The following is a 22,918-nucleotide window of genomic DNA, read 5'->3' as shown; positions in this document are numbered from 1 at the left end:
ATCCTCCTCCGTGCGCGGTGAGTTATTTGGTCTCGACGTTGCTCACGAGCCAGCGGTCGTCCGAACGAACCAGGGACACGACCATCCGGTACTTCTGTGTATTGCCTTCTGGCGCAGCAATGTTCTTGGCCTGCTGGTCGACGAAGACAAGCACCTTTGCCGACGAATCTTCCAGTGACTCGATGCCGACGTCTGTTGCCGTCGCACTCGCCTGACCTTGACCTCCAGCGACAACCTCGCGCAGTGAATCCACCATCGTTCGGTAGGTGCCGGCAAACTCGTCGGTCGACATCGAGGCGATGGTGTCCTTGTTGGCGTCCAAGTTCTGATAGTCGAAGGAGGACATGATGGTCGAGTACTCCCGCGCGGTGTCCAGCGCTTCCTGCCGCAACGTGTCGTTCTGATTCACCGAGTACATTTGAAATCCGAGTACCACCAATGCTGCGACCAGTGCTACCGCCAATAGCGAGATCAGTGCGTTGCGAGGCTCTTTCAGCTGACGAAAGAACGACGGGGGAGTCGGATGTTCGGCCACCTCGGTTTCTGCTTCGTCGAGGAGTGCGCTCTCACCGTGTGCCATTTCCCAGTCCTTCCAACATCAATCTCCAGTAGTTCAAGGCGTCGACTCCGGTCGGAATCAGAATCGGATCCGCGACGACCGGCGGACCGATCGGAGTGCCGGGGACAGTCGAGTTCTGCAATCCGAGGTCGTTCGGCCGCGGAGCATTCTGTGCTCCGCGTTGTACCAGATCGTCGGCGGGTGGGCAGTACATCGCCAGACTCGGACTGGTGGGGGAGAGATCGCCTACCTCTCGTCTGGGGGTGTCGTAGTTGCACACCGGCCCCTGCGTGGCCACCAAGGCGAAATCAGCTCGATCGCCTTTGACGATGGATGCCAGTTTGGCGAGACCTTCGGGGATCGTGACGAGTCCGGTTTCCAGGGCGTCCGTGCGGTCGGAGATGATCGGAGCGACGGTCACGAGATTGGCCAGCACCGCTCCGAAAGTGTTGTGGTATTTGTCGAACAACTGCTGAGCGCTGTTGAGCGCGGCCGGTGAATGGTCGGTGAGATAAATCAGTACCGGGGCGTTGGATTCGAGTTGTTCGGTGAAGTTCTTCGCTGCCGCCATTCCTCGGACGAACGAATCCGATTGTGTCGCCATGGAGTCCACCAGCGTGGAGGTCCGCGACAGCAGCGCGGCGAGTTCGGCCGACTGGTCGTTCAACTGCGCCGACATGGTCCCGCCGTTGTCGATCATCGTCGCCAAGCTCGGGCCGAGCCCGTTGAACGAATTCCCCAGTTCGGTTCCGATGTCGCTGATCGCTTGCGGATCAATCCCTTCCAGGACGCCGGACGCCTGAAGCATCAACTGGCTCATCTGAACTGGCTGCTGATCCGCGGGCATAGCGATCTCGTCGCCGTCCCGAAGATACGGGCCGTGATCGGTGTTGGGATAGATGTCGACGTTCTGGACTCCGGCGGCGGTTCCCATCGTCACCTTGGCGACGCTGTCGGTGGGTATCTCGGTGTTGTCGTTGAGTGAGATTTCCACACGAGCGGATCGGGTGCTCGAATCGAGGACAACGTCACCGACTTTGCCGACCTGCACTCCGCGATACGTGACGACCGTGCCCTTGGTCAATCCGAAGGCGTCGGACATGTTGGCATGCAATCGGATCTGACCACCAAAACCCTGAGGGCCCACCACGTACACGATCCCGAAAGGGATGACCACAGCGGCGATCAGAGCGAACAGGACAAGTTGAACAAGCGCAAGGCGACTCAACGTGGACCTCCCTGAAGTAGATCGGTGAGAGTTCCCGCCGGCGCGATCGATTGACCGGCCATACCACCGGTCCAGAGTTTGTCGATCGTTCCCGGAATATCGAGGGCGCCGTCAAAAACGAGGTAGTCACCTTGGACTGCGCCGGTGAAGTTTTCGAGCATCCCGTTCATGTTCGCCAGCGTCTGACCGATCTCCGAGTTGAACGAATCCAGAGTCCCGACAACGGTCGACGCATCGTGCAGCATCGTGTCGAGCCCGTTGGGTGAGGAGTCGAGAATGGTGTTTGCGTTGGTGGCGAGCTGAACGGTCGAGTTCAAGAGGCTCGCAATCTGATCCTTCTGTCCCACGAGAATCGACACCACCTGTGGAACGGAATCGAGGTAGTTGTCGACGACTTCTTGTTGCCCGGCCAACTGGGAGGAGACCCGGGCAGCGAGGTCGACGGCCTCGTCGAACTCGCCTCGGTGACTGCTTGCCTCTGCCATCAGCGAGGTGAGGGTGTCGGTCAGAGAACGAACTTCACCTGAGCGCCCGGAAAAAGCGGTGTTCAGTTCGCGTACGACGGTATCGAGTTGATCGATGCCGCTCCCGGTCAGAACCGTACCGAGGGTGGCAAGTGCACTTTCGACCTGCGGGCCGATCTCGGTGCGAGACTCCGGAATTGTGTCGCCGTCGCTCAGCGTAGAACCGGACGGAACCTCTGGCAGCAACAGTCGAATGAACGGGTTTCCCAGTGCGGACGGGAGTTCGACGGAGGCCTCGACGTTGTCCGGCAACTGCGTCGCAGTGTCCAGACTCAGTGTCACGTCGGCTCCGACGACGTCGGCTGACAGTGCGGATACTCGGCCGATGACTTTTTGGCCGCTGCGGACGTCTGCTCCCAACACCAAGCCGTCAGCGCCGGCCAGTTGTAGCGACACGTTGTACGCGTCACCGTCGGCCGAACGGCCCAGCGGAAGGTCTTGAATGCCTGCGCTGCAGCCGCCGAAGGCGAACACAGCCGCACAACCCATACCGATGATCGCGACGCCGGCGACTAGCCGAACCGATTGCCTCGTCAATTGCCACCTCCAGGGACGGCTCCGCCGGAAATGGCGGAGGCGATGCCGAGCGGATCAGAAGTGCTGAGGGGGAAGGAAATCGGATTCGTGAATCCGGCACCGGTGCAGATCGGCAACTTGTATGCGTCGCACAGTGGCTTGGCGACGGCGAACTGAGTCAGTGCAGTCGAGACATTGAGCCGAATGCGTCCGCGCTGATCAGGGCCGATAGTTTGAGAGAGGTTCTGCATCATCAACGGCACCAGGTCCATGAACTCGGCGAGGCCAGGTTGCTTGGCAGCCAGAGTGTCACCGAGAACTCGCACGTTGTCGGCTATGGCACCGACATCGTCGCCGTGAGTTGTCATGAAGCTGTTCAGTTGATCGAAGACGACCTGCAGATCCTGCAGCGGTTGGGAGATGTCCATGTTCTGGCTCGCCCACTGATCGCCCAGTTCGCCGAGGTCACCGACAAGTTCGTCCAAGCTGACCTGCCGTGTGTCCAATGCACTCATCAACGTGTTGAGATTGTCGACAAGTGCACCGATGTCTTCCGACCGAGCGCCGACAACCCCGGTGGCCGTGCTGAGGTTGCGAATGGCGGTGTTGAATTGATCGCCCTGACCCTGCCACCCGGCGGCGCCGCGGCTCAAAAGATCGCCGAGATTGCCTCCGTCCCCGGCAAATGCGTCGGCCAAGGTGCTGACGCTTCCCATCAACCCGTCGAAATCTATGGGGGAGTGGGCACGTTCGATCGGAATCTGGTCGCCGTCTTTGAGCGTCTCTCCGCCGGTGTAAGCCGGACCGAGTTCGATGTGGCGATCGCTGATCACCGACGGATTGAGAACATAAGCCGAAGCGTCGGCCGGAAGATTTACGGAGTTGGGCATCGACATCGCTACTCGAACGGAAGTTCCGCGCGGTTCCACCGACGTGACCGTCCCGACGCCGACACCGAGGACGGTGACCTTGCTTCCCTCGTAAATCCCACCGACATAACTGAAATCGGCGTAGACAGTCTTGGACTGATCGGTTCGTCCGAAGATGTACCAACCGGGCAGGGCGATCGCCAGGGTTATGACCAGCATGGCAGTGACGGCTTTTCGTGTATTCACTTGCAGCCCTCCATGATGCCGATCGCGCAGAGCAGATTGTCCGGGATCACGGCTGCCGGGGCGTTGACATCGGTCCAATTGCCGGTGCCGGTGGAGTCGGTGACCGAACGCAGAGCGGACGGAAGGCGAGTCAACAGCAGGTCGATTTGATCGGCGTTGTTCTTCAGCGTGGTGGTGACTGCGACGAGGTTGTCGGTCATTGCCCCGAACTCGTCCTGACGGTCTGTGAACGTCGTCGAGAGCTTCGAGATGATGATTGTCAGGTTGTCGACCAACTGAGTCAGCGCGTCCTTGCGGACGGCCAGAGTACGAACGATCGTCTGAGCGTTTGCGGCGGTGCCGACTATCGAATCGGTTTGTGCCACCGCCATGTCCGACAGCTCGCGGGACATCGTGAGGATCTGGTCGATCTGTTCACCATTCTGTGCGAAAGCCGCCGAGGCTCCGCTGATTCCGGCCAAGGCCCGCCCGACTTGATCGGAATCCGTTGGAATCACCTGCGAAAGGGTGTTCATCATGGACTCCATCGCCTGTAGGTCGACGCCGGTGGCCGCGTTGGTGGCGTCACTGCTGACGTCGTCGAGGCTGTACGGCACGGTTGTGCGGGAGAGCGGGATGACCCGCCCGTCGGAGTCGTCGACCACTCCGGCCGGCACGATCTCGAGGTAACGCTTGCCCAGGACCGTCTTGAGCCTGACCGTTGCCGTGCTCTGGTTTCCCAATGGCTGATCCTTGTCCAGGCGGAAGTTGACGACCACGTGGTCGCCGGCAAGGTCGATCGAATCCACTCGGCCCGCAGGAACTCCGGCCACGTAGACGGGATCGGTGTCGGAAAGCCCGCTGGCATTGGCAAATTCAGCGGTGTATGCCGACGTGCGGACGTTGTACCAGAGTTTCGGAATACCCAGTGCTGCTGCGAGCCCTACCACCAGAACAAAAATCCCGAGACTGCCCAGGGCGAGAGCTGTCCCGCTGCCGCTGCGTCGGCGATCCCCTTTGAACAGGAAGTGCATGATGCCGACGAACACGTCGATCAGCTTGACCAGAAACATCATGAGCACACCGGCGAATGTGTCGGACCGAAGATGTTGGCTTCCATGTCGCCTGCCTTCAGAGTGAAATTGCACAGATACAGGCTGATGAAACTTCCGTAGCTTCCGATACGGTTGGCGGCGTCGGCGAACTGGGGAAGGTTGGCGAGAAGTCTGTTGAACTCGTCGGTGCTTGCAATCCAACTGCCGGTGACACTTTCGAGTTGTTGCACGGTCTGGCCGAATGCACCGTTCGACCCGGCCATGATCTGAGCCAGCGACGAGACAGTGCGGTTTCCCTGATCCAAGAGCGAGACCAGTTGATCGTTCTGCCCGACGACGGAGGTGCTCAGACTGTTCAAACCGTCCAGCAGACCGACCAATTCGGGTTGACGCTCGTCGACGGAGGTGAGAAGGGTGTTCATGTTCGTGAGTAGTTGTGCGAATACGTCCTGACGGTCGACCAGGCCGGAGCTCAAGGTCGCGATCTGATCGAGAAGGGTGGTCATTGCTTGGCCCTGACCGTTGAAGGTTTCGACAAAACTTCGTGTGAGTGTGTTCACCTGCTCGGGCTGCAGTGCGGCGAACAACGGTTTGAAGCCGTTCATCAGTGCGGTCAAGTTGATCGGTGGTGTTGTCTGCGCCAGCGGTATCGTGCCGCCCGGCTCGAGCCGTTGTGCGGATGCCGTTGCCGCGCTGTCGTCCTGGGTCAGTGCCAAATATCGAGCACCGAGCATGTCGCCGTACCGCACGGCGGCCCGGACATCCGATTCGAGCGAATATTGTGATTCGATTTCGACGTCGACGATCGCCTTGCTCGTGCCTGCGCCGTTGTCGGCAAACGCGACCGAGTCCACGCGGCCGATACGCACACCCGACATGGTGACCGGGTTACCCGGGTTGAGGCCTTCGACGTCGGTGAACTCGAACGAGTACGAATCAGTGCTTCCGCGAACCGGGACCGACAACGTGTTCGCCATGAACGACGCACAGGCGATGCCGGTGAGACAGAAGAGTGACAATCGAATTACCTGGCCAGGACGGATCTTCACGGGACGGTCACCTCGTTACCTCTGACCATCGGCCCCAACATCAGTGTTGTTGCCGGGTTGGGGGCGTTCGACTGCTCCGGCGAGCCGCCGAGTAGTTGATCTTCGAGGAAACGCAGGGTGGCGGCTTCGGCTTCGCCACCAACGACTGGGGCACTGACGGGTTGTGCAGGCGTCAGGTTGGAGCCGGAACACTGTGCTCCACGCGAGTTCCCGTACTGCGGGCAATCATCGCCTGTGTACGGGAGCGGTTCGGCGAACGTGGCAACTGCTGTGATGTCGAACTTTCCGGTGGCGAAGACTCGCGCACCGGAGGAGCCGAACGTACTGGCATTGGCAAGAGTGGTACGCAGTCCTTCGGGATTTGCCGCGGTGGTTGCGAGTATTTTTCCGGCAGAATCGATCACGGTGATGATGTTGCTGTTGTTCTCTGCGACAAAATCGTCGACGGTAGCGGCGAAGACTGCGGCCGCGCCGATCGAGGTCTCGAGATTTGCTCTGTTGGCGACCATGCTGTTCGAGACGGATGTGGCGGCCGCCAAGGTATCGAGAATGTCGGGGGTTGCGCGGTCCAATGCGTCGATGACAGATCGGAATTCCGGAGTGGATTGCAGGAATTGGTGTGCAGCGGGAGCCAGTACTCCGGAAGCAGCACTGAGATTGTCTATCGTGGTGCCTATTTCGGCCCCGTTTCCGTCCAGGGCTTGACCGAGGGCGGTCAGAGCCGTTTGAAGTTTTTCGGGTTGCATTGCTGTGAGGACGCCGACCAACTTGGTGTACACGTCATAGAGGGCGACGGCCTCGGGTCCGTCGTCCATGCGGATCTCGTCTCCGTCCGCGAGAGTTGTTCGGCCGTGTGGCGCCGGGTTGTCCACGAGCTGCATGTAGATGTCACCGAAGAACGTGCGTGGAACAACGCGAGCCATCACGTCGGCGGGAATCTTCGATGCATCCTCAGTCTGTATCTGTAGTTGCACCACGGATTCTGTGGTACCTGATTCGATTTCGCCGATTCGGCCGATGTTGACCCCGTGGTACCGGACCGGTGCCTCGCCGCTGATCAGGCCCGCCGTGGCTGGAACAGCCACTAACACGTCCGTGCTCTGCTCGAGGTTTCCGGATCCACGCAGCACCAACGTTACTGCTGCTACGACGGCCACCACGACGGCGATCGCGCCACGCAGTGCGTAGACGATCTTCGTGCGTGTAGTGAGTCTGTCCACGGCTCAGATCCCCATTCCCGGGATCTGGGGGACGAGGCCCCACAGGCCGAAAGTCATCAGCACGTCGAGTATTCCGATCGCAAGGATGGCGGTCCGTAGCGCGCGGCCGGCAGCCTGACCGACACCCGCCGGTCCACCCGAGGCGTAGTAGCCGTACGCGCAGTGCACGAGCGCGACGACGGCGGCGAAGACCACTGCCTTGAGGCCCGAGTACAGGAGGTCCTGTGGCGAGATCGCGAGGTGGAAGAAGTAGTCGTACGTGCCGGCAGATGCGCCGTTGAAGAAGACGACCACCAGCCGAGTGGACAGGTAACTGGCTAGGAGGCCGATCATGTAGATAGGAATGATGCAGATCATTGCTGCGATGACCCGGGTGCCGGCGAGAAACGGGATGGACCGGATTGCCATCGAGTCCAACGCGTCGATCTCGTCGGAAATGCGCATTGCGCCGATTTGTGCGGTGAATCCGGTGCCGACCTTGGCAGCCAAGGCAATTGCGACGACAACGGGGGCGAGTTCGCGCGTATTGGCAACGGCGGACAACATTCCCGAGAGTGACGTCATCCCGACGAGTTCGAGGCCGCGGTGAGTTTCGACGCCGAGCATCATGGCTGCGGCCAGTGACATCGCGAAGACGATTCCGATGGTCCCCCCACCGGACAGCAGTGAGTTGGTGCCGAAGCTGACCTCGCTGATCTGGCCGAGTACGTGCTTGCGGTACTTGGTGAGGGCAAACGGAATAGACGCGATGGTGCGAACGTAGAAGGTGACATGCTGCCCGAGTGAGACCAGCCCGTCACCCATGGTGCGCACAGGTCGGCTCGCCTGGAGTGCCTTAGCTCGAAAATCGACGGCGGCCATCAGAATTCACCCACTGCAGGGACGATCACCGTGTAGAGCGCGGACAACACTGTATTGGCAATGAAGACGAGTGCAAATGCCATGACAACTGCTTCATTGACCGCGTCGGCCACTCCTCGCGGACCGCCCTTGGCGTGCAAACCTTTGAAGGTCGCAACCAACGTCGAGGTCAGACCGAAGATCGCGGATTTGACGAGTGCCATGACAAAATCGGCAGATCGACCGTACTGGCTGAAGGTGGCCATGAAAGTTCCAGCTGGCATGTGCTGAACGTAGATGTGGTAGAGGTAGCAGGCCATAACGCCGCCGAACGTGACTATCGAGCACAGAGCGAGCGAGACGATCACCGCCGCAAGGAGTCGTGGTGCGACCAGCCGTTCGATGACGTCGAGCCCCATCACTTCCATGGCATCGATCTCTTCGCGGATCTTCCGTGAACCCAGATCGGTGCAGATTGCAGATCCGGCGACGCCCGCCATCATCAACGCGCAGACCAGTGCGGCTGCCTGCCCCACGATGATGAACGCAACCACTGCGCCGGAATATCCTCCTGCGCCGATACGGCTGGCGAGCTCACCGACCGACACCGCGATAAAGACGCCGATCGGCATCATGAGTAGCAGTGACGGGCCTGTGCTGACCTTGCTGATGAACAGCGTCTGGGCAATGGTTTCGTGTAGCGAGAGTCGCCTACGGAAAATGGCAGTGAACAAGCTGAACAGGGCCTGAACTGAGAAGCCGATCAGGTAGCCACCCTGTAACGCTACGTCCTTGACCGGGCCTTTCGGCGCAGGTAGTTCGTACGTCATCTATGGGATTCCTTTGCAGATCAACGTTGTTCAGGAGGTCGTCGAACAGTCCGGGAACTGTCGGTCGAGCAAACTGCGTGTGAAGCATCTCACACATATATGTGTCCGGCAAGCATTATGTGAACCGATATTCTGATTGCGGACGAACGGCACCTGCCGCTAGTTTTCGGTGGCAGCGTATTCGGCATTGCACCTACCTGGGAGTATGTGAATCTGCGAGCCAGGTCCGCGAAAAGTGGGTATGCCAACTCGCTCTCATGCTTAAGCTGATTCTCATAGAATCTTTCGGCGGGAGGGTAGGAGTAGACGGTGAACCAAGGAGAGGGATGCACCTCGTCGTCGACAGATGTCGACGTGCGACCGAGGCAGGTTGCCATTCGGAAGCGCCCGAAGGATCGCAAGGCGCAGATTGCGTCCGCCGCGGCAATTGCGTTCAGTGAACGCGGGTATCACGCGGTGAGCGTCGAAGAGATCGCGTCGTCTGTCGGAATCTCGGGCTCCGCTCTGTATCGTCACTTCCCGAACAAGTATGCGCTGTTTCTTCATTCAGCTCTGGCATTGACCGAGGAACTGGAGGGCGCTCTTGATTCGGTGGAGTTCAACCCCGATGCAACTGAACGTGATCGGTTGCAGGCAGACCTGTTGGCTGTAATTCGAACGACGATTCGGAACAGGCGCACCGCCGGAATCTATCGGTGGGAGGGTCGTTTCCTAGGCCCGGAAGATCGCGCTGTGATTGGTGAACAGTCCCGAGCGGTTAATCGTCAAGTTGCACGTAATCTTTCGCCTGTTGAGCCTCCGCTGGATATGCGGGACAAGGTAATTGTCGTTGCCGCGATGCTCAGTGCAATCGGAAGTATTACAGCGCACAGTCGAGTGTTGCCTCAACGACGAATGGAAAGACTCCTTCTGGATGCGTGTCTCTCGCTTGACCGTGTCACCTTGGCTTCCCCGACCGAACTGCCAGTCCGGTTGTCATCTCCGCAGTTGGTAACAACCAACAAGAGGGAGCTTCTCCTGCATGAAGCCATGCGACTCTTCAACTCTCGCGGCTACCACGATGTGAGTATTGAGGAGATTGCCGCGGCAGCAGGGTTCAATGCGTCGGGTATGTACCGGTTCTTTCCGAGTAAGGCGGACCTCCTTGCTGCGCTGTTCTACCGTGCAGCAGATCGGCTGGACCTCGCGACGGCTGCAGTGTTGGAGGCGGAGCCCTCGGCCGCCGCCGCTCTCCGCGCTTTGTCGTCCATGTACGTAAATCTGTCCTTCGTCCAGCATGAGCTGATGTCCGTCTACTTCTCGGAGATGAGCAACCTGCTGCCCAGCCATCGAAGCGACCTCCGGAATCGGCAAAAACTCCACGTGGCCGAATGGGCGAGCTTGCTCCTCGATGTTCGGCCCGAACTCTCAGCTGTGGAAGCCGAATTTGTTGTTCATGCCGCTCTGAACGTCGTCCCGGATGTGGGGCGGCTCATCGGGTTCGATCCTGAACCTGGTGGCATGGCCAAGGTCCAACAGTTGATGGCAGCGGTTCTGTTCGGCAATCACTAGCGGTACTCAATCCGGTTGTATGATCCGAACCTGAACGATTCGACACAGGCTGCATTTCCTGTTTCCTGTCAGTAAACCCGTTGATAGCATGTGCAGGTGCCGAATCGATCAAGTTCCTCCTCAGTTCATCGTGATACCGGCGACCCGGCGCCTGTCGAGCGCGAGGTGCCCTCCGATACGCCTACGGGGCAAGACCTCGAGAAGGTGATCGCGAAGCAGGTCCGTGCTCTACGCAAGGCCAGTGGCCTCTCCGTTGGGGACATGGCAACGAAGGTCGGCATCTCGAAGGCGATGCTGTCGAAGATCGAGAACTCGCAGACCTCGTGCAGTCTTTCCACGCTGGCGCGGTTGGCAGCCGGACTCGACGTGCCCGTGACTTCGTTGTTCCGCGGCGCGGATACCGCCCGCGATGCCGTGTACGTCGAATCGGGTCATGGCGCCGTCATTGTCGGGCGGGGAACCCGGGTGGGCCACCACTACGAACTTCTCGGCGCCCTCCGGGGGCAGCACAAGAGACTCGAGCCGGTTCTGGTCACGCTCACCGACGCCAGCGAGACGTTTCCCTTGTTTCAGCACGCCGGCACCGAATTGCTCTACATGCTCGAAGGAGTGATGGTCTACGGGCACGGTGAAGCGGAATACACACTGCGACCCGGTGATTCACTGTTGCTTGATGGTGAAGGGCTGCACGGTCCCAATGATCTGGTTCGGCTGCCCATCCGATTCCTCGCCGTTACGGCTTATCCCGACCATCACGAAGAATGACGACAGTGGCCCTGCCCTGGGCGGATTGCCGCGGGGAAGGCCACTGCTGTTGTCGATTGTAGGTATCAGGCTTTCGCCGTATTTTCCGCCGCACTATTTGTGATTCGCTCGGCTCCCAGGACCGCGTCGGAGGCGTCGTGGGTATGCCCTGTGAAGGGCGCGGAGTCGAGGACGTATGCCGTTTCCCCGTGGACGGAAACGTCGAGTCCGTCGTACTCACTGTCGCGATCGGCCCGAATTCCCATCACCTTCTTCAACACCAAGGCGATTATCGCTGTCACGATGAAGCAGTATGCGAGAACTGCTGCCACAGCCACACATTGGCGCCAGAGAATATCGAAGCCGCCACCGTAGAGAAGTCCTGCCGCACCGCTGGGTGCCGCCGGGTCTGCGATGAAGCCGATCAGGACCGTACCCAAGACACCGCCGACGAGGTGAACTCCCACCACGTCGAGTGCATCGTCATATCCGAGTCGGTATTTCACCGATACCGCCAGGCAACACACTGCGCCCGCGATTGCTCCGATCGCCAGCGCGCCGAGGGGGGAGACCGCGCCACATGCCGGGGTGATCGCGACGAGCGCCGCGATCAGACCGGACGCAGCACCCAATGAGGTGGCGCGACCTTCGCGCAATTTCTCCATTATCAGCCAGGCGCAGATTCCGGCGCAGGCTGCCGCGACGGTGTTGAGAATGACGACGGAAGCGCTGAGGCCGGCGGACAGGGCGGATCCGCCGTTGAACCCGAACCAACCGAACATCAGGATGCCGGCTCCGAGCATCGTCAGCGGAAGGCTGTGCGGCCGGGGCGCGGCGGGAAATGTCTTGCGGGTGCCGAGCACCAACACGAGAGCGAGAGCCGCGACGCCAGCGTTGATGTGGACTGCGGTGCCGCCCGCAAAGTCGATGGCGCCGAGAGTGTTTGCTATCCATCCACCGGTTACGGAGCCGTCCTCGGAGTCGAACGCGAAAACCCAGTGTGCGATGGGGAAGTAGACAAACGTGGCCCACAGGCCGGCGAACGCCATCCAGGCGCCGAACTTCATCCGGTCGGCCAGCGCGCCGGAGATGAGGGCGACTGTGATTGCCGCGAACAGCAACTGGAATCCCGAAATCAGTGCGGGTGGCAATCCGGGTTCGGTCGACGCCTGCAGGAGCGAGCTCGAGCCGAAGAACTCGAGGGGATCACCGAGAAGACCAGCCCCGCCGAGGGAATTGCCGAGGACTGCGGAGTAACCGAACAGGATCCACAGCACCCCGACTACCGCGAAAGCGCCGAACGTCATCATGGCCATGTTCAATGTGTTGCGGGCGCTGACCATTCCGCCGTAGAACATGGCTAGTCCCGGCACCATGAGGCTCACGGCCATGAAAGCCGCCAGAATCCAGGCGGTGTCGGCTGCAGCGACTGCTTCATTCATAAGGTCGTCCCCTTCGGTGGAGTGTGGCGTGACACAGGATTGTTCGCCATTGGGAATCGCTATGTAGCATGAGTAAACCAAAGATTAGGTTGCAAAAGCGGGCGTCTCGGTCACAAATAGGTTAACTAGCACCGATTACATTCCGGGCAGATCGGAAGATCAAGTGCAACCTACTGCGTAACAACAGTTGAATGAGTATCTCAACAGTAGGCACGATAATTGAGGGAGAAACCTTGCTTGCGGATCGAACTGCGCGCATCATCCCCTGCGCGGATCGCCGGATCACCCGGTGGGCAAACGGGCTGGGGAGCACCGCGGAGATCGCGACCGGTGCTGACTCCCGGTGGCGGTTCAGTGTTGCTTCGCTCGAAGCGAATTCGACGTTTTCATCGTTTTTCGGAGTGGATCGGATATTTACCGTGATCGGCCCGTACCCGGTGTCACTCGACTTCGACGCTTCCCCGACCGTGATACCGCGACTGAGCCCGACATCCTTCGCCGGAGAAAGTGGACCCGATTGTATTGCGGCCGGGCCGACGGAGGCGTTCAACGTGATGGTTGAGCGGTCGAGCACTGCGGCGGCTGTCGAGATCATGGATATCGACCTTCTCTTCGAGCTGAATGCCGCCGAACGAGTGGCAGTACTCATGCTGGTCCTCGACGGGCGGTTATCGACGGACCTCGGGACCGCCGGGCCGGGTGATTGCCTGCTGGTAGAGCGGGGAGCTGTCACGATGTCCGGGCACGCGTTGATCTTGAAGGCTGAAATCCTCGATCGCCAATGAAGCCTGGAGTGCCGGACGTGTACGTACGACGCGATATCCGGATCGATGCCGTTACACGAATTATCTTGTGGTGGAGAGGATTCGGCGTAGGCGTTCGATCGCGCGCTCCGTGGCCAGGCGATCCTTGGCGACGAGTTGGTGCATGATGAATCCTTCGATGGCCGAGTAGACCAGCAAGGTCAGATCTTCGTCAGCGGTGATGCCCAGACGGGTCAGCGCCTGGGAAGTCGCCTCGAGGTAGGTGGCGTACAGCAGTTTCACGTGCGGATCGAGTCGCGGCGTCCGCCGGGATTCGAGCATCAGCTCGTACTGGAAGACCTGAAGGTCGGGGTCTCGGGCGACGAGGTCGGTGAGGTGCTCGACGAAGTTGTCGAGCGACGAGCGTGGCGTGATGTCGGCGAAGATGCTCGCGCTCTTGTCGAGCGCGTAGCGGAGGGCGACGTCGACGAGGGCATCGGTTGATCCGAAGCTACGAAGAACTTCCTCGTCGGTTCCGGCCTCCACGGCGACGGCTGCGATGGTCAGACCGCGCAAGCCACTGCGGGCGATCACGGAGACCGTTGCGCGTGCGAGGTCGAGTGACTGATCGCTCCGGGGCGCCGCCCGCCGGAGTTGCCTGTCGGTCAGCGTCATGTCTCGACACCCCCATGTGTCAGAAGCCATTTCATGCCGGGTTCACGGATTCGGTTGATACCCTTGTATTCGGCCATATCCACCGGAAGATCCTCCAGAACCTTGTACAGCCGCGCTCCCCATTCCGGAACGGAGGCTACGTCTCGGAACGAGAGCAGATACGTCCGAATCAGGAACATGACGGCGCCGGAGTGAGGGAGCCTGATCAGATGCTGCACTTCGGTTCTGAGGAAAAGACGATCCCCAACCTCGGCGAGCGGACCGTCGGCGAGGGTGCGTCGGTCCTTCCCCCACACAGGATAGGTCTCGGTCGACGTGTCGAGTTTGCCGTCTACGTTCAGCGTCCAATTGGTGCGCCGGTAACTTTGGCCGGGCCCGAGTCGCATCAGGAAGTTGTGTGCGCGGGTGATTATTTTCTCGCTGTGAACCCGTGGGACGGGGCCGTGGATCTCGAGGAAGCTCATACCCACGTCGAATCCGAAAGACCAGTCTGCCGCGAACGTCACCAGTCCGGCGTCGCCCCACAACGCGCCCTCACGCTGATCGAGGAGCACGACGTCCTCCTGGATTTGGCCGCAGATGTATGCCAGCGGCGGCGCAGGCAACGTGTCGAGGTCACCAAACACGAAGCTGTGTTCGATCCCGAGGATGTCGTTCTTCCACAACCACTCGTCGCAGCGTTTTTCGAGAGTCATGGTGTCGGGGTATTCGTCGGCGAGGGTGCGCATCAGGGTGAGCATCGCGTCCCAGGCAGCGGGGACCATGTGGGGCAGACACTGGTGCCGCGACGAGTCCTCGGCCAGGATCTGCGCGCGCTCGGAAAGCTCTCGGTGGTAGTGGGCATCGATGGCGATGCGGTTCTCACCCCAGCTTCCGGCCGCGGTCTCAGTGGAGTTTCCGGCCGGCTCGACGTTGGTGCTGTAGCGGTACTGGTCGCGGGGGAAGGGGAACGGAAAGTGTGCGATGTGGTCGGCACGCGCGTCGATGGATGTCAAAGCTCGATCTCCAATTTGTCTCCTGCGGAACGTGATACGCACGGCATGATCGAATCTCCAGCTGCCTTCTCCTCATCGGTGAGGAACAGGTCGCGGTGTTCGATCCGGCCGCCGCGCACGCTCAGCCGGCATTCGCCGCACACGCCTTGGCGGCAGAGGTTCGGGACGTTGATTCCCTTGTCCAGCAGGGCTTCGAGAAGGCTCGTGCCCGAGGGCACCGAAACGAGCATTCCGGTGCGTCCGAGTTTGACGGCGAAGGGCGCTCCTTCGGGTAGGGGGCCCGCTCCGAAGGCCTCCGCGTGCACCCGATCCGGCGGCCAGCCGCAATTGCGGGCCCACTCGGCCACTGCCGAGATCATCGGTGCGGGACCACAGGTGTAGACGTGGGATCCGAGTGGCTGATCCGCCAGCTTGGCAAGCAGGCACTTCGCGAGCTCGGCGGGCGTCGATACCGTGATCATCCGGTCGCCGCAGAGCGTAGCCAGCTCGTTGGCGTGCGCCCCCAACTGGTCACGGAAGGAATAGATCACTTCGAACGAACGACCCCATTCAAGTGCGGCCCGGACGTGCGACAGTATCGGTGTGACGCCGATTCCACCCGCGATCAGCAGGTGATGCCGAGCGTTGAGCACGGGTGCGAATGCACTCCGTGGAAGGCTCACCCGGATTCGCTGCCCCGGATGGAGGCCGTGAACCCAGCGTGAACCGCCGTGGCCGTTCTCGTCGAGCCGGACCGAGATCGCATAGTGGTCAGGCTCGATCGAGGGACCGGTAAGTGAGTAGGAATTGCGGCGACCCTCGACCCAGTTGACCGCGATATGACTGCCCGGGGTGAATGACGGCAGGGCGCGGCCCGCCGGATCCGCAAGCACAATCTGGCGGATCCCCGAGCACAACAACCGTGCTTCGCGGACAGTCAGAATCAGATCGCCTGTGATGTTCTCGCCTGCAACTGTCTCGAGGGTCATGGTCATGGCAGTTCCTCCGCATCGGCGCGATATCCCAGGTACGCACTGTGGCGCCGGGAGAAGTGGTAGTAGACGGTGAGTTCGGCCGAACAACCCGCGCACTGTGTCCGATCGCCGATGGCTACCGGCACCAAGCGTGACGTCGTATGGCAATGCGCGCAAAACACGTCGCGCACCCGGATATCAGTCGTGTGGTCGCTGATCACCGCGGCAATCTCCGCGGGCAACGCGCCCGCGGAGATCAACCGAGTTCGCACGGTGCCCACAGTCTGCTCGGAACCCGCCACGACGAACCGCCATCCGATGCGCGCATCGGACAGCAGTTCGTCGAGCATCCCGAGCCCCGATCCGTCCACGTCGTCGACGCGCAACGTTCGAAGAGGGATAGGGGCCACACGCTCGATCAACTCGAGTATGGCCGGTGGGCCGACCGAGCTGTCCGAGATGAGCACGTAGCGGGTGACGGCAGAGCCGGCTGCCAGGTTATCGACGGCCGAGTAGTCGGATCCCCACCGCGGAACACTGGTCGCCTTCATCGATACCGCCATGGCGGTATCAGGCAGCGAAGGAACGGTGGCCGACGAAGTAGGCCAGTGCGCGGTCGGGGGTGGTGAAGCGGATGCGCGAGCCAGTGGGGAAGAAGATTGCATCCTTCGCCTTCGCGACCTCGACCTGGCCGGTGTCGAGGTTCTCCAGGGTGAACTCACCTTCGAGGACGACCTTCATCTCGTCGTAGGCGTAGTAGTAGTCGAGCGGGGCATCCGTGCGCTGCAGTTCGAAATAGCCTGCCGACATCTCCGATCCGCCGGGGTTGGAGAAGACGTCGTCGATAAATCCCTTGGTGCCCGGGTATTCCGAGACCGGCATCTGCGGCAGGTTCTCGTGGAATCCGGCGGTGACGCGAAACGGGGCGACTGAGGGCTTGTCGGTCGTGGTCATGGGTTCTCCTGTGGAAGTGGTGGATGAGCAGTAATGGGTGGGGATGGCGCTCACTTGCCGAACTTCCAGTGTGAAACCGGAAGTACTAACAGGAAACCACATTGTAGGTTTCTGCGAGGTTAACAATCCTGAACCTCGGTAAATGCGCTGCTCGAGGCGCAATATTTGCTCGAAAGATGTTTATGTGACTAAGAATTGGTAATTCGCCAACAACGTCTCCGTAACGTGACCGACATCATTGGCATGTTTCATAGTGAACAACGCTGGTTCACGACATGAAACACTGCACTTAGTTGAGACAGCCTGACGCATCCGGCCGAATGAAGGAAACGATGTGACACAGACAGCTAAATTCGTGATCGTCGGTGGAGGGCTCGAGGGTCTCGCCATCGCCTGGTCGCTCGCGGACCGCGGAGAGACCGATGTCTTGGTCCTCGAGCGTGGCACCTTGTGCTCGGGCATGACCGGTAAGTCCAGTGGTGTGGTCAGGTGCCACTACGGAACGCCGTCGCTGGCGGCGATGTCGTGGTACGGCATCGACATCTTCACCAGAGCCGCCGAGATATTCGGGGACGACATGGCATTCCGACAGTGTGGATACGTGGTTGGCGTCGGCGAGAACAACATCGACCCGTTGAAGGCGAACGTCGCGATGATGCAGGGCCTCGGCATCGACGTCGACTACATCAGCCACGACAAGATGGCAGAACTGTGGCCGGGGTTGCACCTTGACGACTTTGCCGCCTTCGCCTACGAACCCCTCGGTGGGCGTGGTGAGGCGTACATGGCCGGGATGGCATTTGGTGCGTCGGCCCGCCAGTTGGGCGTCAAGATCCGTCAGAGCACCCCGGTGGCGTCGCTTCTGCAGAATGCGGACGGCCGCGTCTACGGGGTGACGCTCGCGGACGGTGACGAAGTGCATGCCGAGCAGGTCATCCTCGCCACCGGGCCGTGGGCCCCCGAACTCGGGGCCGGCGTCGGCGTCGACATACCAGTGAAAGCGCAACGCGCGCAGCTAGTTCTGATCGATCAGGGTGCTCCGACACCGGAGGTGCCGGTGCTGTCGGATCTTGCGGGATTGCAGTACATCTGCCGTGAGCCGAATGGTGAGCTGCTTGTCGGCAACAGTGACCACGCGGCGCCCGAGTACATCGACCCCGACAAGTACAGCAACCGGGCAGACAACAGCACCATCGAGAAGAACATCGGCAAGCTCGGGAACCGTCTACCAGACATGCCGGACCCTCGGATCACCTCGAGCTACGTCGGCGCGTACGACGTGACTCCCGACTACAACCCCATCATCGGTCCCGCGCCGGTCGATGGACTGTTCCTGGCCACCGGATTCTCGGGTCATGGTTTCAAAATCTCGCCGGCAGTCGGGCGCCTCGTCGCCGACATGCTTCTCGATGACGGCAAGACGACCCTCCCGAACGTCGAGCCGTCCGACTTCCGATACTCGCGCTTCGAGGAAGGTGATCTTCTCCGCAGCCTGTACCCCTACGAGGGTGCCGGCGAAATGCGCTGACACGAAGACCCACTCATCCGTAGACCCACAGTTCAGGAGCTCCCCATGGCTGTCGACACCGCTGACGCTTTGACCCCGCCCACCCTCATCACCTCGCCGCCGCAGACTTTATCCGAGGTGGCGCGGGACACCGAGACCACATTCATCCTTGCGCTCTTCGTAACCCTGTCGGGCAAGCCGTGCGCCAAACTTGTCCCGATCGAGGCCGTCGAACAACTTCAGAACGACGGCGTGAGCTTCGCCGGTTACGCTGCCGGGCATATGGGTCAGGAGCCCAGGGACTCCGATCTTGTTGCCATACCCGATGTCTCGTCGTTCACGCCGATTCCGTTCGTGAAGGCCGGACTGGCAATCGTGCACTGCGATCCGCATGTGGAGGGCAAGCCCTGGCCGTTCTCGCCGCGGGTGATCCTGAAGGCGATGCTCGAGAAGGCGGCCGAACTCGGCCTGTCCGTCAACGTCGGCGCCGAGATCGAGTACTTCCTCGTCAACCGCACCGGCGACGGCGCACTCACAACCGCGGACACCGCCGACGTCAGCCGTCAGCCGTGTTACGACGCCCGCGACGTCACGCGTATGTACGACCACCTGACCGAGGTGTCCACGGCCATGAACGCTCTGGGGTGGGGCAACTACGCAAACGATCACGAAGACGGCAACGGACAGTTCGAGCAGAACTTCGACTACGCCGACGCGATGACTACGGCCGACCGGGTGATCACCGCCCGGTACTTGCTGTCGGTCATCGCGGAGAAGCGCGGCATGAAGGCCACATTCATGCCCAAGCCCTTCACCGACCGCACCGGTTCCGGTATGCACATGCACCTGTCGCTGTGGAACGAGATCGGTTCGGTATTCCCGGATGGTGAGGACCCCAAGGGACTCGGACTGTCGAAGACCGCGTATGCCTTCATTGCGGGGATTCTCGAGCATGCATGCGCACTGCAGGCAGTGATCGCGCCGACTGTCAACTCCTACAAGCGAACCGGCGCCACCTCCACGGCCAGCGGTGCCACCTGGTCGCCTCGGTACGCCACCTACGGTGGGAACGACCGCACTCACTATCTCCGGGTTCCGGACAAGAATCGTGTGGAACTGCGTGGCGGTGACGGCTCGGCCAATCCCTACCTGGCCGCGGCCGCCACCATCGCCGCAGGCCTGGACGGCATTGCACGAAATCTCGACCCTGGGACACCAGGTTCAGGCGACAGCCCCAGCGACATGCTGCCGATGACGCTGCTGCACGCGATGGACGCGCTGGAATCGGATCCGGTCGTGAGCGGCGCGTTGGACGTCGTCGGCCCCGGAGTCGCCGCGTACTTCGCGAAACTCAAGCGGGAGGAATTCTTCTCCTGGCACAACACCGTCTCCTCCTGGGAGCTCGACCACTACCTGACAGCGTTCTGACAGAACTCCCGAAAGGAGACCTCCATGTGTGGAATCGTCGGACTTCACTTGCGTGAGCCGTCCCTCTACCCGCAACTCGGCGCTCTGCTGACCGACATGCTCGGTCAGATGTGTGACCGTGGTCCGGACTCGGCGGGCATGGCCATCTACGGCGACCAAACCTGGTGCCCGATCGGCGAAGCCACGGTTTCGCTGCTCGACTGCCCCGTTCCCGCAGCGGACCTCGCCGCGACGCTGTCCGCGTCACTCGATACCGCTATCACCGGAATCGACCTGCCGCCGACGACGATCCTGCACGGAGCAATCGGGCCAGAAGATCTCGCAGCCGCCGTGCGCAGCGTGGCGCCGTCGGCGCGAGTCATCGGATTCGGCGACGACTTAACCGTTCTCAAAGGCGTCGGAGATCCGCTCGACCTGGCGAACCGGTTCGGTCTGCCGTCAGCGAATGGCTGGCAAGGAGTTGCTCACACTCGCATGGCCACCGAATCTGCCGTGACCGCCGAGGGATCGCACCCGTTCGCCGTCGGCCCCGACCAGTGCCTGGTGCACAACGGCTCGTTCTCCAATCACATGAGCATCAAGCATCAGCTCGAACGTGACGGCGTCGTGTTCGACAGTGCCAACGACACCGAGGTCGGGGCGAGGTTCGTCGCCAAGCAGCTCGCCGAGGGCGTCGACCTGGAGAAAGCGCTGTTGATGCTCAACGACACCTTCGACGGCTTCTACACCCTGCTCGTCTCGACTGCAGACTCGTTTGCAGTTGTCCGCGACGCCATTTCGTGTAAGCCCGCCGTCATCGCCGAGACGGACCAGTGGGTTGCGATGGCCTCCGAATACCGCGCCCTGGCCAACCTGCCCGGCGTCGACAACGCCCGAATCTTCGAGCCCGAACCGGAAGAGGTGTACGTATGGCACCGCTAGCCACCCCTGAGACGATCACGACGACGGCCTTGACCGTCCTGGACCTTGCGACGTCGAGCATCCGTGCCGTCAACGAGCAACTCACCTCACCGGCGGCCCCGAAGTCGGTCACCATCACTGGACCCCAGGGTGCGCATGCGCTCGCCTGCGGTCTCGATTCCGGCATCGACGTCACCATCGACGGGCACGTCGGCTACTACTGCGCCGGCATGAACCAGCAGGCCACCGTCACGGTCACCGGCAACGCCGGGGTGGGGGTCGCCGAGAACATGATGTCGGGCATCGTCCACGTCAAGGGCGATGCGTCACAGTCGGCAGGCGCAACGGCGCACGGCGGATTGCTCGTGATCGACGGCAATGCCGCTGCGCGTTGCGGTATTTCGATGAAGGGCGTCGACATCGTCGTCGGCGGCAACATCGGGCACATGTCCGCATTCATGGGTCAGGCCGGACGTCTTGTGGTCCTTGGGGATGCGGGGGAGGCCCTCGGCGACTCTCTGTACGAGGCACGTATCTACGTGCGCGGCACCGTCGCCTCCCTCGGCGCCGACTGCATCAAGAAAGAGATGCGTGAGGAGCACCTGACGGAACTTCGGGAGCTGCTCGCAGCGGCGGGTTTCGATGTCGACCCGTCCGAGTTCACGCGTTACGGCTCGGCCCGCCAGCTCTATAACTTCCACGTCGACAACGCCAGCGCGTACTAGGAGAACCGTCATGACTACACCGAACCCGGCCCTACGCGAATCGGCGACGTTCGACCGCGGCGTTATCTCCGAGATCCAGCGGGCCGCTGAGACAGGTATTTACGATATTCGTGGCTGGGGCGCCAAGCGAAAGCTGCCCCATTTCGACGACCTGTTGTTCCTCGGCGCCTCGATGTCTCGGTACCCGTTGGAGGGCTACCGCGAGAAGTGCGACACCGACGTCGTGCTCGGCGACCGCAACGCAAAGTTTCCGCTGCACCTCGATATTCCGATCACCATCGCCGGCATGAGCTTCGGTGCACTGTCCGGGCAGGCGAAAGAAGCACTCGGTCGCGGTGCCAGTGAGGTCGGCACGTCCACGACCACCGGTGACGGTGGCATGACCCCCGAGGAGCGCGGGCAGTCGAAGAACCTGGTGTACCAGTACCTACCGTCGCGGTACGGGATGAACCCGGACGATCTGCGTAAGGCCGACGCGATCGAGATCGTCCTCGGTCAGGGTGCCAAGCCCGGTGGTGGCGGAATGCTGTTGGGCCAGAAGATCACCGAGCGTGTCGCCGGGATGCGCACCCTACCGATGGGCGTCGACCAGCGGTCGGCTTGCCGACACCCCGACTGGACCGGCCCCGACGACCTCGCGATCAAGATCATCGAACTGCGTGAGATCACCAACTGGGAGAAGCCGATCTACATCAAAGTCGGCGCCACCCGCACGTATTACGACGTGAAGCTCGCAGTCAAGGCCGGCGCAGACGTCATCGTGGTCGACGGTATGCAGGGTGGTACGGCCGCCACTCAGGACGTGTTCATCGAGCACGTCGGTATCCCGACGCTGGCCGCGATTCCACAGGCGGTCCAGGCACTCCAGGAGCTTGGAGTGCACCGGAAGGTTCAGCTGATCGTGTCCGGCGGCATCCGCAGCGGTGCCGACGTCGCGAAGGCGATGGCCCTCGGTGCGGACGCAGTCGCAATCGGTACCGCAGCCCTGATCGCATTGGGCGACAACAGCCCTCGCTATGCCGAGCAGTACGAAGAGCTCGGCTCGGCGGCCGGATTCTATGACGACTTCCAGGCGGGCAGGGATCCCGCCGGGATCACCACGCAGGATCCGGAATTGTCGAAGAACCTCGACCCGGTCGAGGGCGGCCGCAGGCTCGCGAACTACCTGCGGGTATTGACCATGGAAGCGCAGACTCTGGCCCGCGCCTGCGGCAAATCGCACCTTCGCAACCTCGAACCCGAGGACCTCGTCGCCCTCACCGTCGAGGCATCCGCGATGGCCCGAGTCCCCCTGGCCGGGACGACCTGGATTCCCGGCGCCATGTAGGTAGCCCGGGCGCGAAGTGCCTCAGTGGAGTGATGGCATCGTCGTCCGCCAACTTCCTC

At 61.3% G+C, this 22,918-nt stretch carries 23 protein-coding genes; 8 read left to right on the top strand and 15 right to left on the bottom strand.

Annotated elements, in window-relative coordinates; genetic code table 11:
- Positions 1-22: 22 nt before the first annotated feature.
- Genes QM716_RS26005 through QM716_RS25965 form a run of 9 tightly spaced genes read right to left on the bottom strand, consistent with a single transcriptional unit; the run spans position 23 to position 8,915 of the window.
- Complete coding sequence (locus QM716_RS26005; RefSeq protein WP_283307070.1) at positions 23-580, bottom strand: Rv1363c family protein; 558 nt, start codon at positions 578-580, stop codon at positions 23-25.
- Entirely contained in the window at positions 567-1,787 is a 1,221-nt protein-coding gene (locus QM716_RS26000; protein ID WP_283307069.1) for an MlaD family protein, read from the bottom strand. Before QM716_RS26000 ends, QM716_RS26005 begins: the two co-directional genes overlap by 14 nt.
- On the bottom strand, positions 1,784-2,848 hold the full coding sequence (locus QM716_RS25995) for an MCE family protein (RefSeq protein ID WP_283307068.1): 1,065 nt from the start codon (positions 2,846-2,848) through the stop codon (positions 1,784-1,786). Before QM716_RS25995 ends, QM716_RS26000 begins: the two co-directional genes overlap by 4 nt.
- On the bottom strand, positions 2,845-3,942 hold the full coding sequence (locus QM716_RS25990; protein ID WP_283307067.1) for an MCE family protein: 1,098 nt from the start codon (positions 3,940-3,942) through the stop codon (positions 2,845-2,847). Before QM716_RS25990 ends, QM716_RS25995 begins: the two co-directional genes overlap by 4 nt.
- Positions 3,939-4,994 (bottom strand): MCE family protein, encoded by a 1,056-nt coding sequence (locus QM716_RS25985; RefSeq protein WP_283307097.1) that lies wholly within the window; start codon positions 4,992-4,994, stop codon positions 3,939-3,941. Before QM716_RS25985 ends, QM716_RS25990 begins: the two co-directional genes overlap by 4 nt.
- Positions 4,994-6,025, bottom strand: a complete 1,032-nt coding sequence (locus QM716_RS25980) for an MCE family protein (protein WP_283307066.1) — start codon at positions 6,023-6,025, stop codon at positions 4,994-4,996. The genes QM716_RS25985 and QM716_RS25980 overlap by 1 nt, the downstream gene beginning before the upstream one ends.
- Positions 6,022-7,245 carry an MCE family protein gene (locus QM716_RS25975; protein ID WP_283307065.1) on the bottom strand — a complete coding sequence of 408 codons (1,224 nt, stop codon included), beginning with the start codon at positions 7,243-7,245 and terminating at the stop codon, positions 6,022-6,024. Before QM716_RS25975 ends, QM716_RS25980 begins: the two co-directional genes overlap by 4 nt.
- 3 nt (positions 7,246-7,248) lie before the next feature.
- Entirely contained in the window at positions 7,249-8,049 is an 801-nt protein-coding gene (locus tag QM716_RS25970; RefSeq protein WP_502942148.1) for an MlaE family ABC transporter permease, read from the bottom strand.
- A 56-nt stretch (positions 8,050-8,105) separates the two neighbouring features.
- Complete coding sequence (locus QM716_RS25965) at positions 8,106-8,915, bottom strand: MlaE family ABC transporter permease (RefSeq protein ID WP_283307062.1); 810 nt, start codon at positions 8,913-8,915, stop codon at positions 8,106-8,108.
- A gap of 309 nt (positions 8,916-9,224) precedes the next feature.
- Between QM716_RS25965 and QM716_RS25960 the strand changes: the two genes are divergently transcribed.
- A complete protein-coding gene (locus QM716_RS25960; protein WP_283307061.1) occupies positions 9,225-10,466 on the top strand; it encodes a TetR/AcrR family transcriptional regulator in 1,242 nt (413 codons plus the stop codon).
- A gap of 96 nt (positions 10,467-10,562) precedes the next feature.
- Positions 10,563-11,231: a helix-turn-helix domain-containing protein gene (locus QM716_RS25955; protein ID WP_283307059.1), complete on the top strand. Its 669-nt coding sequence runs from the start codon at positions 10,563-10,565 to the stop codon at positions 11,229-11,231.
- A 65-nt stretch (positions 11,232-11,296) separates the two neighbouring features.
- On the opposite strand, the gene QM716_RS25950 is transcribed toward QM716_RS25955, so the two are convergent.
- Positions 11,297-12,652, bottom strand: coding sequence for an ammonium transporter (locus QM716_RS25950; RefSeq protein WP_283307058.1), 1,356 nt, complete (start codon positions 12,650-12,652; stop codon positions 11,297-11,299).
- 233 nt (positions 12,653-12,885) lie between these two features.
- Between QM716_RS25950 and QM716_RS25945 the strand changes: the two genes are divergently transcribed.
- A complete protein-coding gene (locus QM716_RS25945) occupies positions 12,886-13,437 on the top strand; it encodes a HutD/Ves family protein (RefSeq protein WP_283307057.1) in 552 nt (183 codons plus the stop codon).
- Between the two features lie 60 nt (positions 13,438-13,497).
- Here the strand turns inward: QM716_RS25945 and QM716_RS25940 are convergent, their stop codons facing one another.
- From QM716_RS25940 to QM716_RS25920, 5 genes are read right to left on the bottom strand one after another with little or no spacing between them, the layout of a single operon-like run.
- The gene (locus QM716_RS25940; protein ID WP_283307056.1) at positions 13,498-14,070 is read right to left on the bottom strand and encodes a TetR/AcrR family transcriptional regulator; all 573 of its coding nucleotides are present in this window, start codon (positions 14,068-14,070) and stop codon (positions 13,498-13,500) included.
- Positions 14,067-15,065 (bottom strand): heme-dependent oxidative N-demethylase family protein, encoded by a 999-nt coding sequence (locus tag QM716_RS25935; protein ID WP_283307055.1) that lies wholly within the window; start codon positions 15,063-15,065, stop codon positions 14,067-14,069. The genes QM716_RS25940 and QM716_RS25935 overlap by 4 nt, the downstream gene beginning before the upstream one ends.
- Positions 15,062-16,039 carry a PDR/VanB family oxidoreductase gene (locus tag QM716_RS25930; RefSeq protein ID WP_283307053.1) on the bottom strand — a complete coding sequence of 326 codons (978 nt, stop codon included), beginning with the start codon at positions 16,037-16,039 and terminating at the stop codon, positions 15,062-15,064. Before QM716_RS25930 ends, QM716_RS25935 begins: the two co-directional genes overlap by 4 nt.
- Positions 16,036-16,569, bottom strand: coding sequence for a dimethylamine monooxygenase subunit DmmA family protein (locus tag QM716_RS25925; RefSeq protein ID WP_283307051.1), 534 nt, complete (start codon positions 16,567-16,569; stop codon positions 16,036-16,038). Before QM716_RS25925 ends, QM716_RS25930 begins: the two co-directional genes overlap by 4 nt.
- Positions 16,570-16,588: 19 nt before the next feature.
- Positions 16,589-16,972: a cupin domain-containing protein gene (locus QM716_RS25920; RefSeq protein ID WP_283307050.1), complete on the bottom strand. Its 384-nt coding sequence runs from the start codon at positions 16,970-16,972 to the stop codon at positions 16,589-16,591.
- Between the two features lie 334 nt (positions 16,973-17,306).
- Here QM716_RS25920 and QM716_RS25915 point away from each other — a divergent pair, with 334 nt between their 5' ends.
- Genes QM716_RS25915 through QM716_RS25895 form a run of 5 tightly spaced genes read left to right on the top strand, consistent with a single transcriptional unit; the run spans position 17,307 to position 22,859 of the window.
- Entirely contained in the window at positions 17,307-18,500 is a 1,194-nt protein-coding gene (locus QM716_RS25915; protein WP_283307049.1) for an NAD(P)/FAD-dependent oxidoreductase, read from the top strand.
- 45 nt (positions 18,501-18,545) lie between these two features.
- Positions 18,546-19,907, top strand: a complete 1,362-nt coding sequence (gene glnT / locus QM716_RS25910) for a type III glutamate--ammonia ligase (RefSeq protein ID WP_283307048.1) — start codon at positions 18,546-18,548, stop codon at positions 19,905-19,907.
- A 24-nt stretch (positions 19,908-19,931) separates the two neighbouring features.
- Entirely contained in the window at positions 19,932-20,828 is an 897-nt protein-coding gene (locus QM716_RS25905; RefSeq protein WP_283307047.1) for a class II glutamine amidotransferase, read from the top strand.
- On the top strand, positions 20,816-21,532 hold the full coding sequence (locus QM716_RS25900; protein WP_283307046.1) for a GltB/FmdC/FwdC-like GXGXG domain-containing protein: 717 nt from the start codon (positions 20,816-20,818) through the stop codon (positions 21,530-21,532). Before QM716_RS25905 ends, QM716_RS25900 begins: the two co-directional genes overlap by 13 nt.
- A gap of 10 nt (positions 21,533-21,542) precedes the next feature.
- Positions 21,543-22,859, top strand: coding sequence for an FMN-binding glutamate synthase family protein (locus tag QM716_RS25895; protein WP_283307045.1), 1,317 nt, complete (start codon positions 21,543-21,545; stop codon positions 22,857-22,859).
- Positions 22,860-22,918 lie beyond the last annotated feature (59 nt).

Source organism: Rhodococcus sp. IEGM 1409 (genome assembly GCF_030056735.1).
Taxonomy (GTDB): domain Bacteria; phylum Actinomycetota; class Actinomycetes; order Mycobacteriales; family Mycobacteriaceae; genus Rhodococcus_F.
The sequence above is the reverse complement of the archived record's forward strand: the minus strand, read 5'-3'. Positions and strand labels throughout refer to the sequence as shown.

Excerpts from the sequence above, each read along its gene's own strand:
- QM716_RS26005 (WP_283307070.1), bottom strand. The coding sequence starts at position 580 with ATGGCACACGGTGAGAGCGCACTCCTCGACGAAGCAGAAACCGAGGTG.
- QM716_RS25985 (WP_283307097.1), bottom strand. The coding sequence starts at position 4,994 with ATGTTTCTGGTCAAGCTGATCGACGTGTTCGTCGGCATCATGCACTTC.
- QM716_RS25970 (WP_502942148.1), bottom strand. The coding sequence starts at position 8,049 with ATGGGTGACGGGCTGGTCTCACTCGGGCAGCATGTCACCTTCTACGTT.
- QM716_RS25965 (WP_283307062.1), bottom strand. The coding sequence starts at position 8,915 with ATGACGTACGAACTACCTGCGCCGAAAGGCCCGGTCAAGGACGTAGCG.
- QM716_RS25950 (WP_283307058.1), bottom strand. The coding sequence starts at position 12,652 with ATGAATGAAGCAGTCGCTGCAGCCGACACCGCCTGGATTCTGGCGGCT.
- QM716_RS25940 (WP_283307056.1), bottom strand. The coding sequence starts at position 14,070 with ATGACGCTGACCGACAGGCAACTCCGGCGGGCGGCGCCCCGGAGCGAT.
- QM716_RS25930 (WP_283307053.1), bottom strand. The coding sequence starts at position 16,039 with ATGACCATGACCCTCGAGACAGTTGCAGGCGAGAACATCACAGGCGAT.
- QM716_RS25925 (WP_283307051.1), bottom strand. The coding sequence starts at position 16,569 with ATGAAGGCGACCAGTGTTCCGCGGTGGGGATCCGACTACTCGGCCGTC.
- QM716_RS25920 (WP_283307050.1), bottom strand. The coding sequence starts at position 16,972 with ATGACCACGACCGACAAGCCCTCAGTCGCCCCGTTTCGCGTCACCGCC.
- glnT (WP_283307048.1), top strand. The coding sequence starts at position 18,546 with ATGGCTGTCGACACCGCTGACGCTTTGACCCCGCCCACCCTCATCACC.
- QM716_RS25905 (WP_283307047.1), top strand. The coding sequence starts at position 19,932 with ATGTGTGGAATCGTCGGACTTCACTTGCGTGAGCCGTCCCTCTACCCG.
- QM716_RS25900 (WP_283307046.1), top strand. The coding sequence starts at position 20,816 with ATGGCACCGCTAGCCACCCCTGAGACGATCACGACGACGGCCTTGACC.
- QM716_RS25895 (WP_283307045.1), top strand. The coding sequence starts at position 21,543 with ATGACTACACCGAACCCGGCCCTACGCGAATCGGCGACGTTCGACCGC.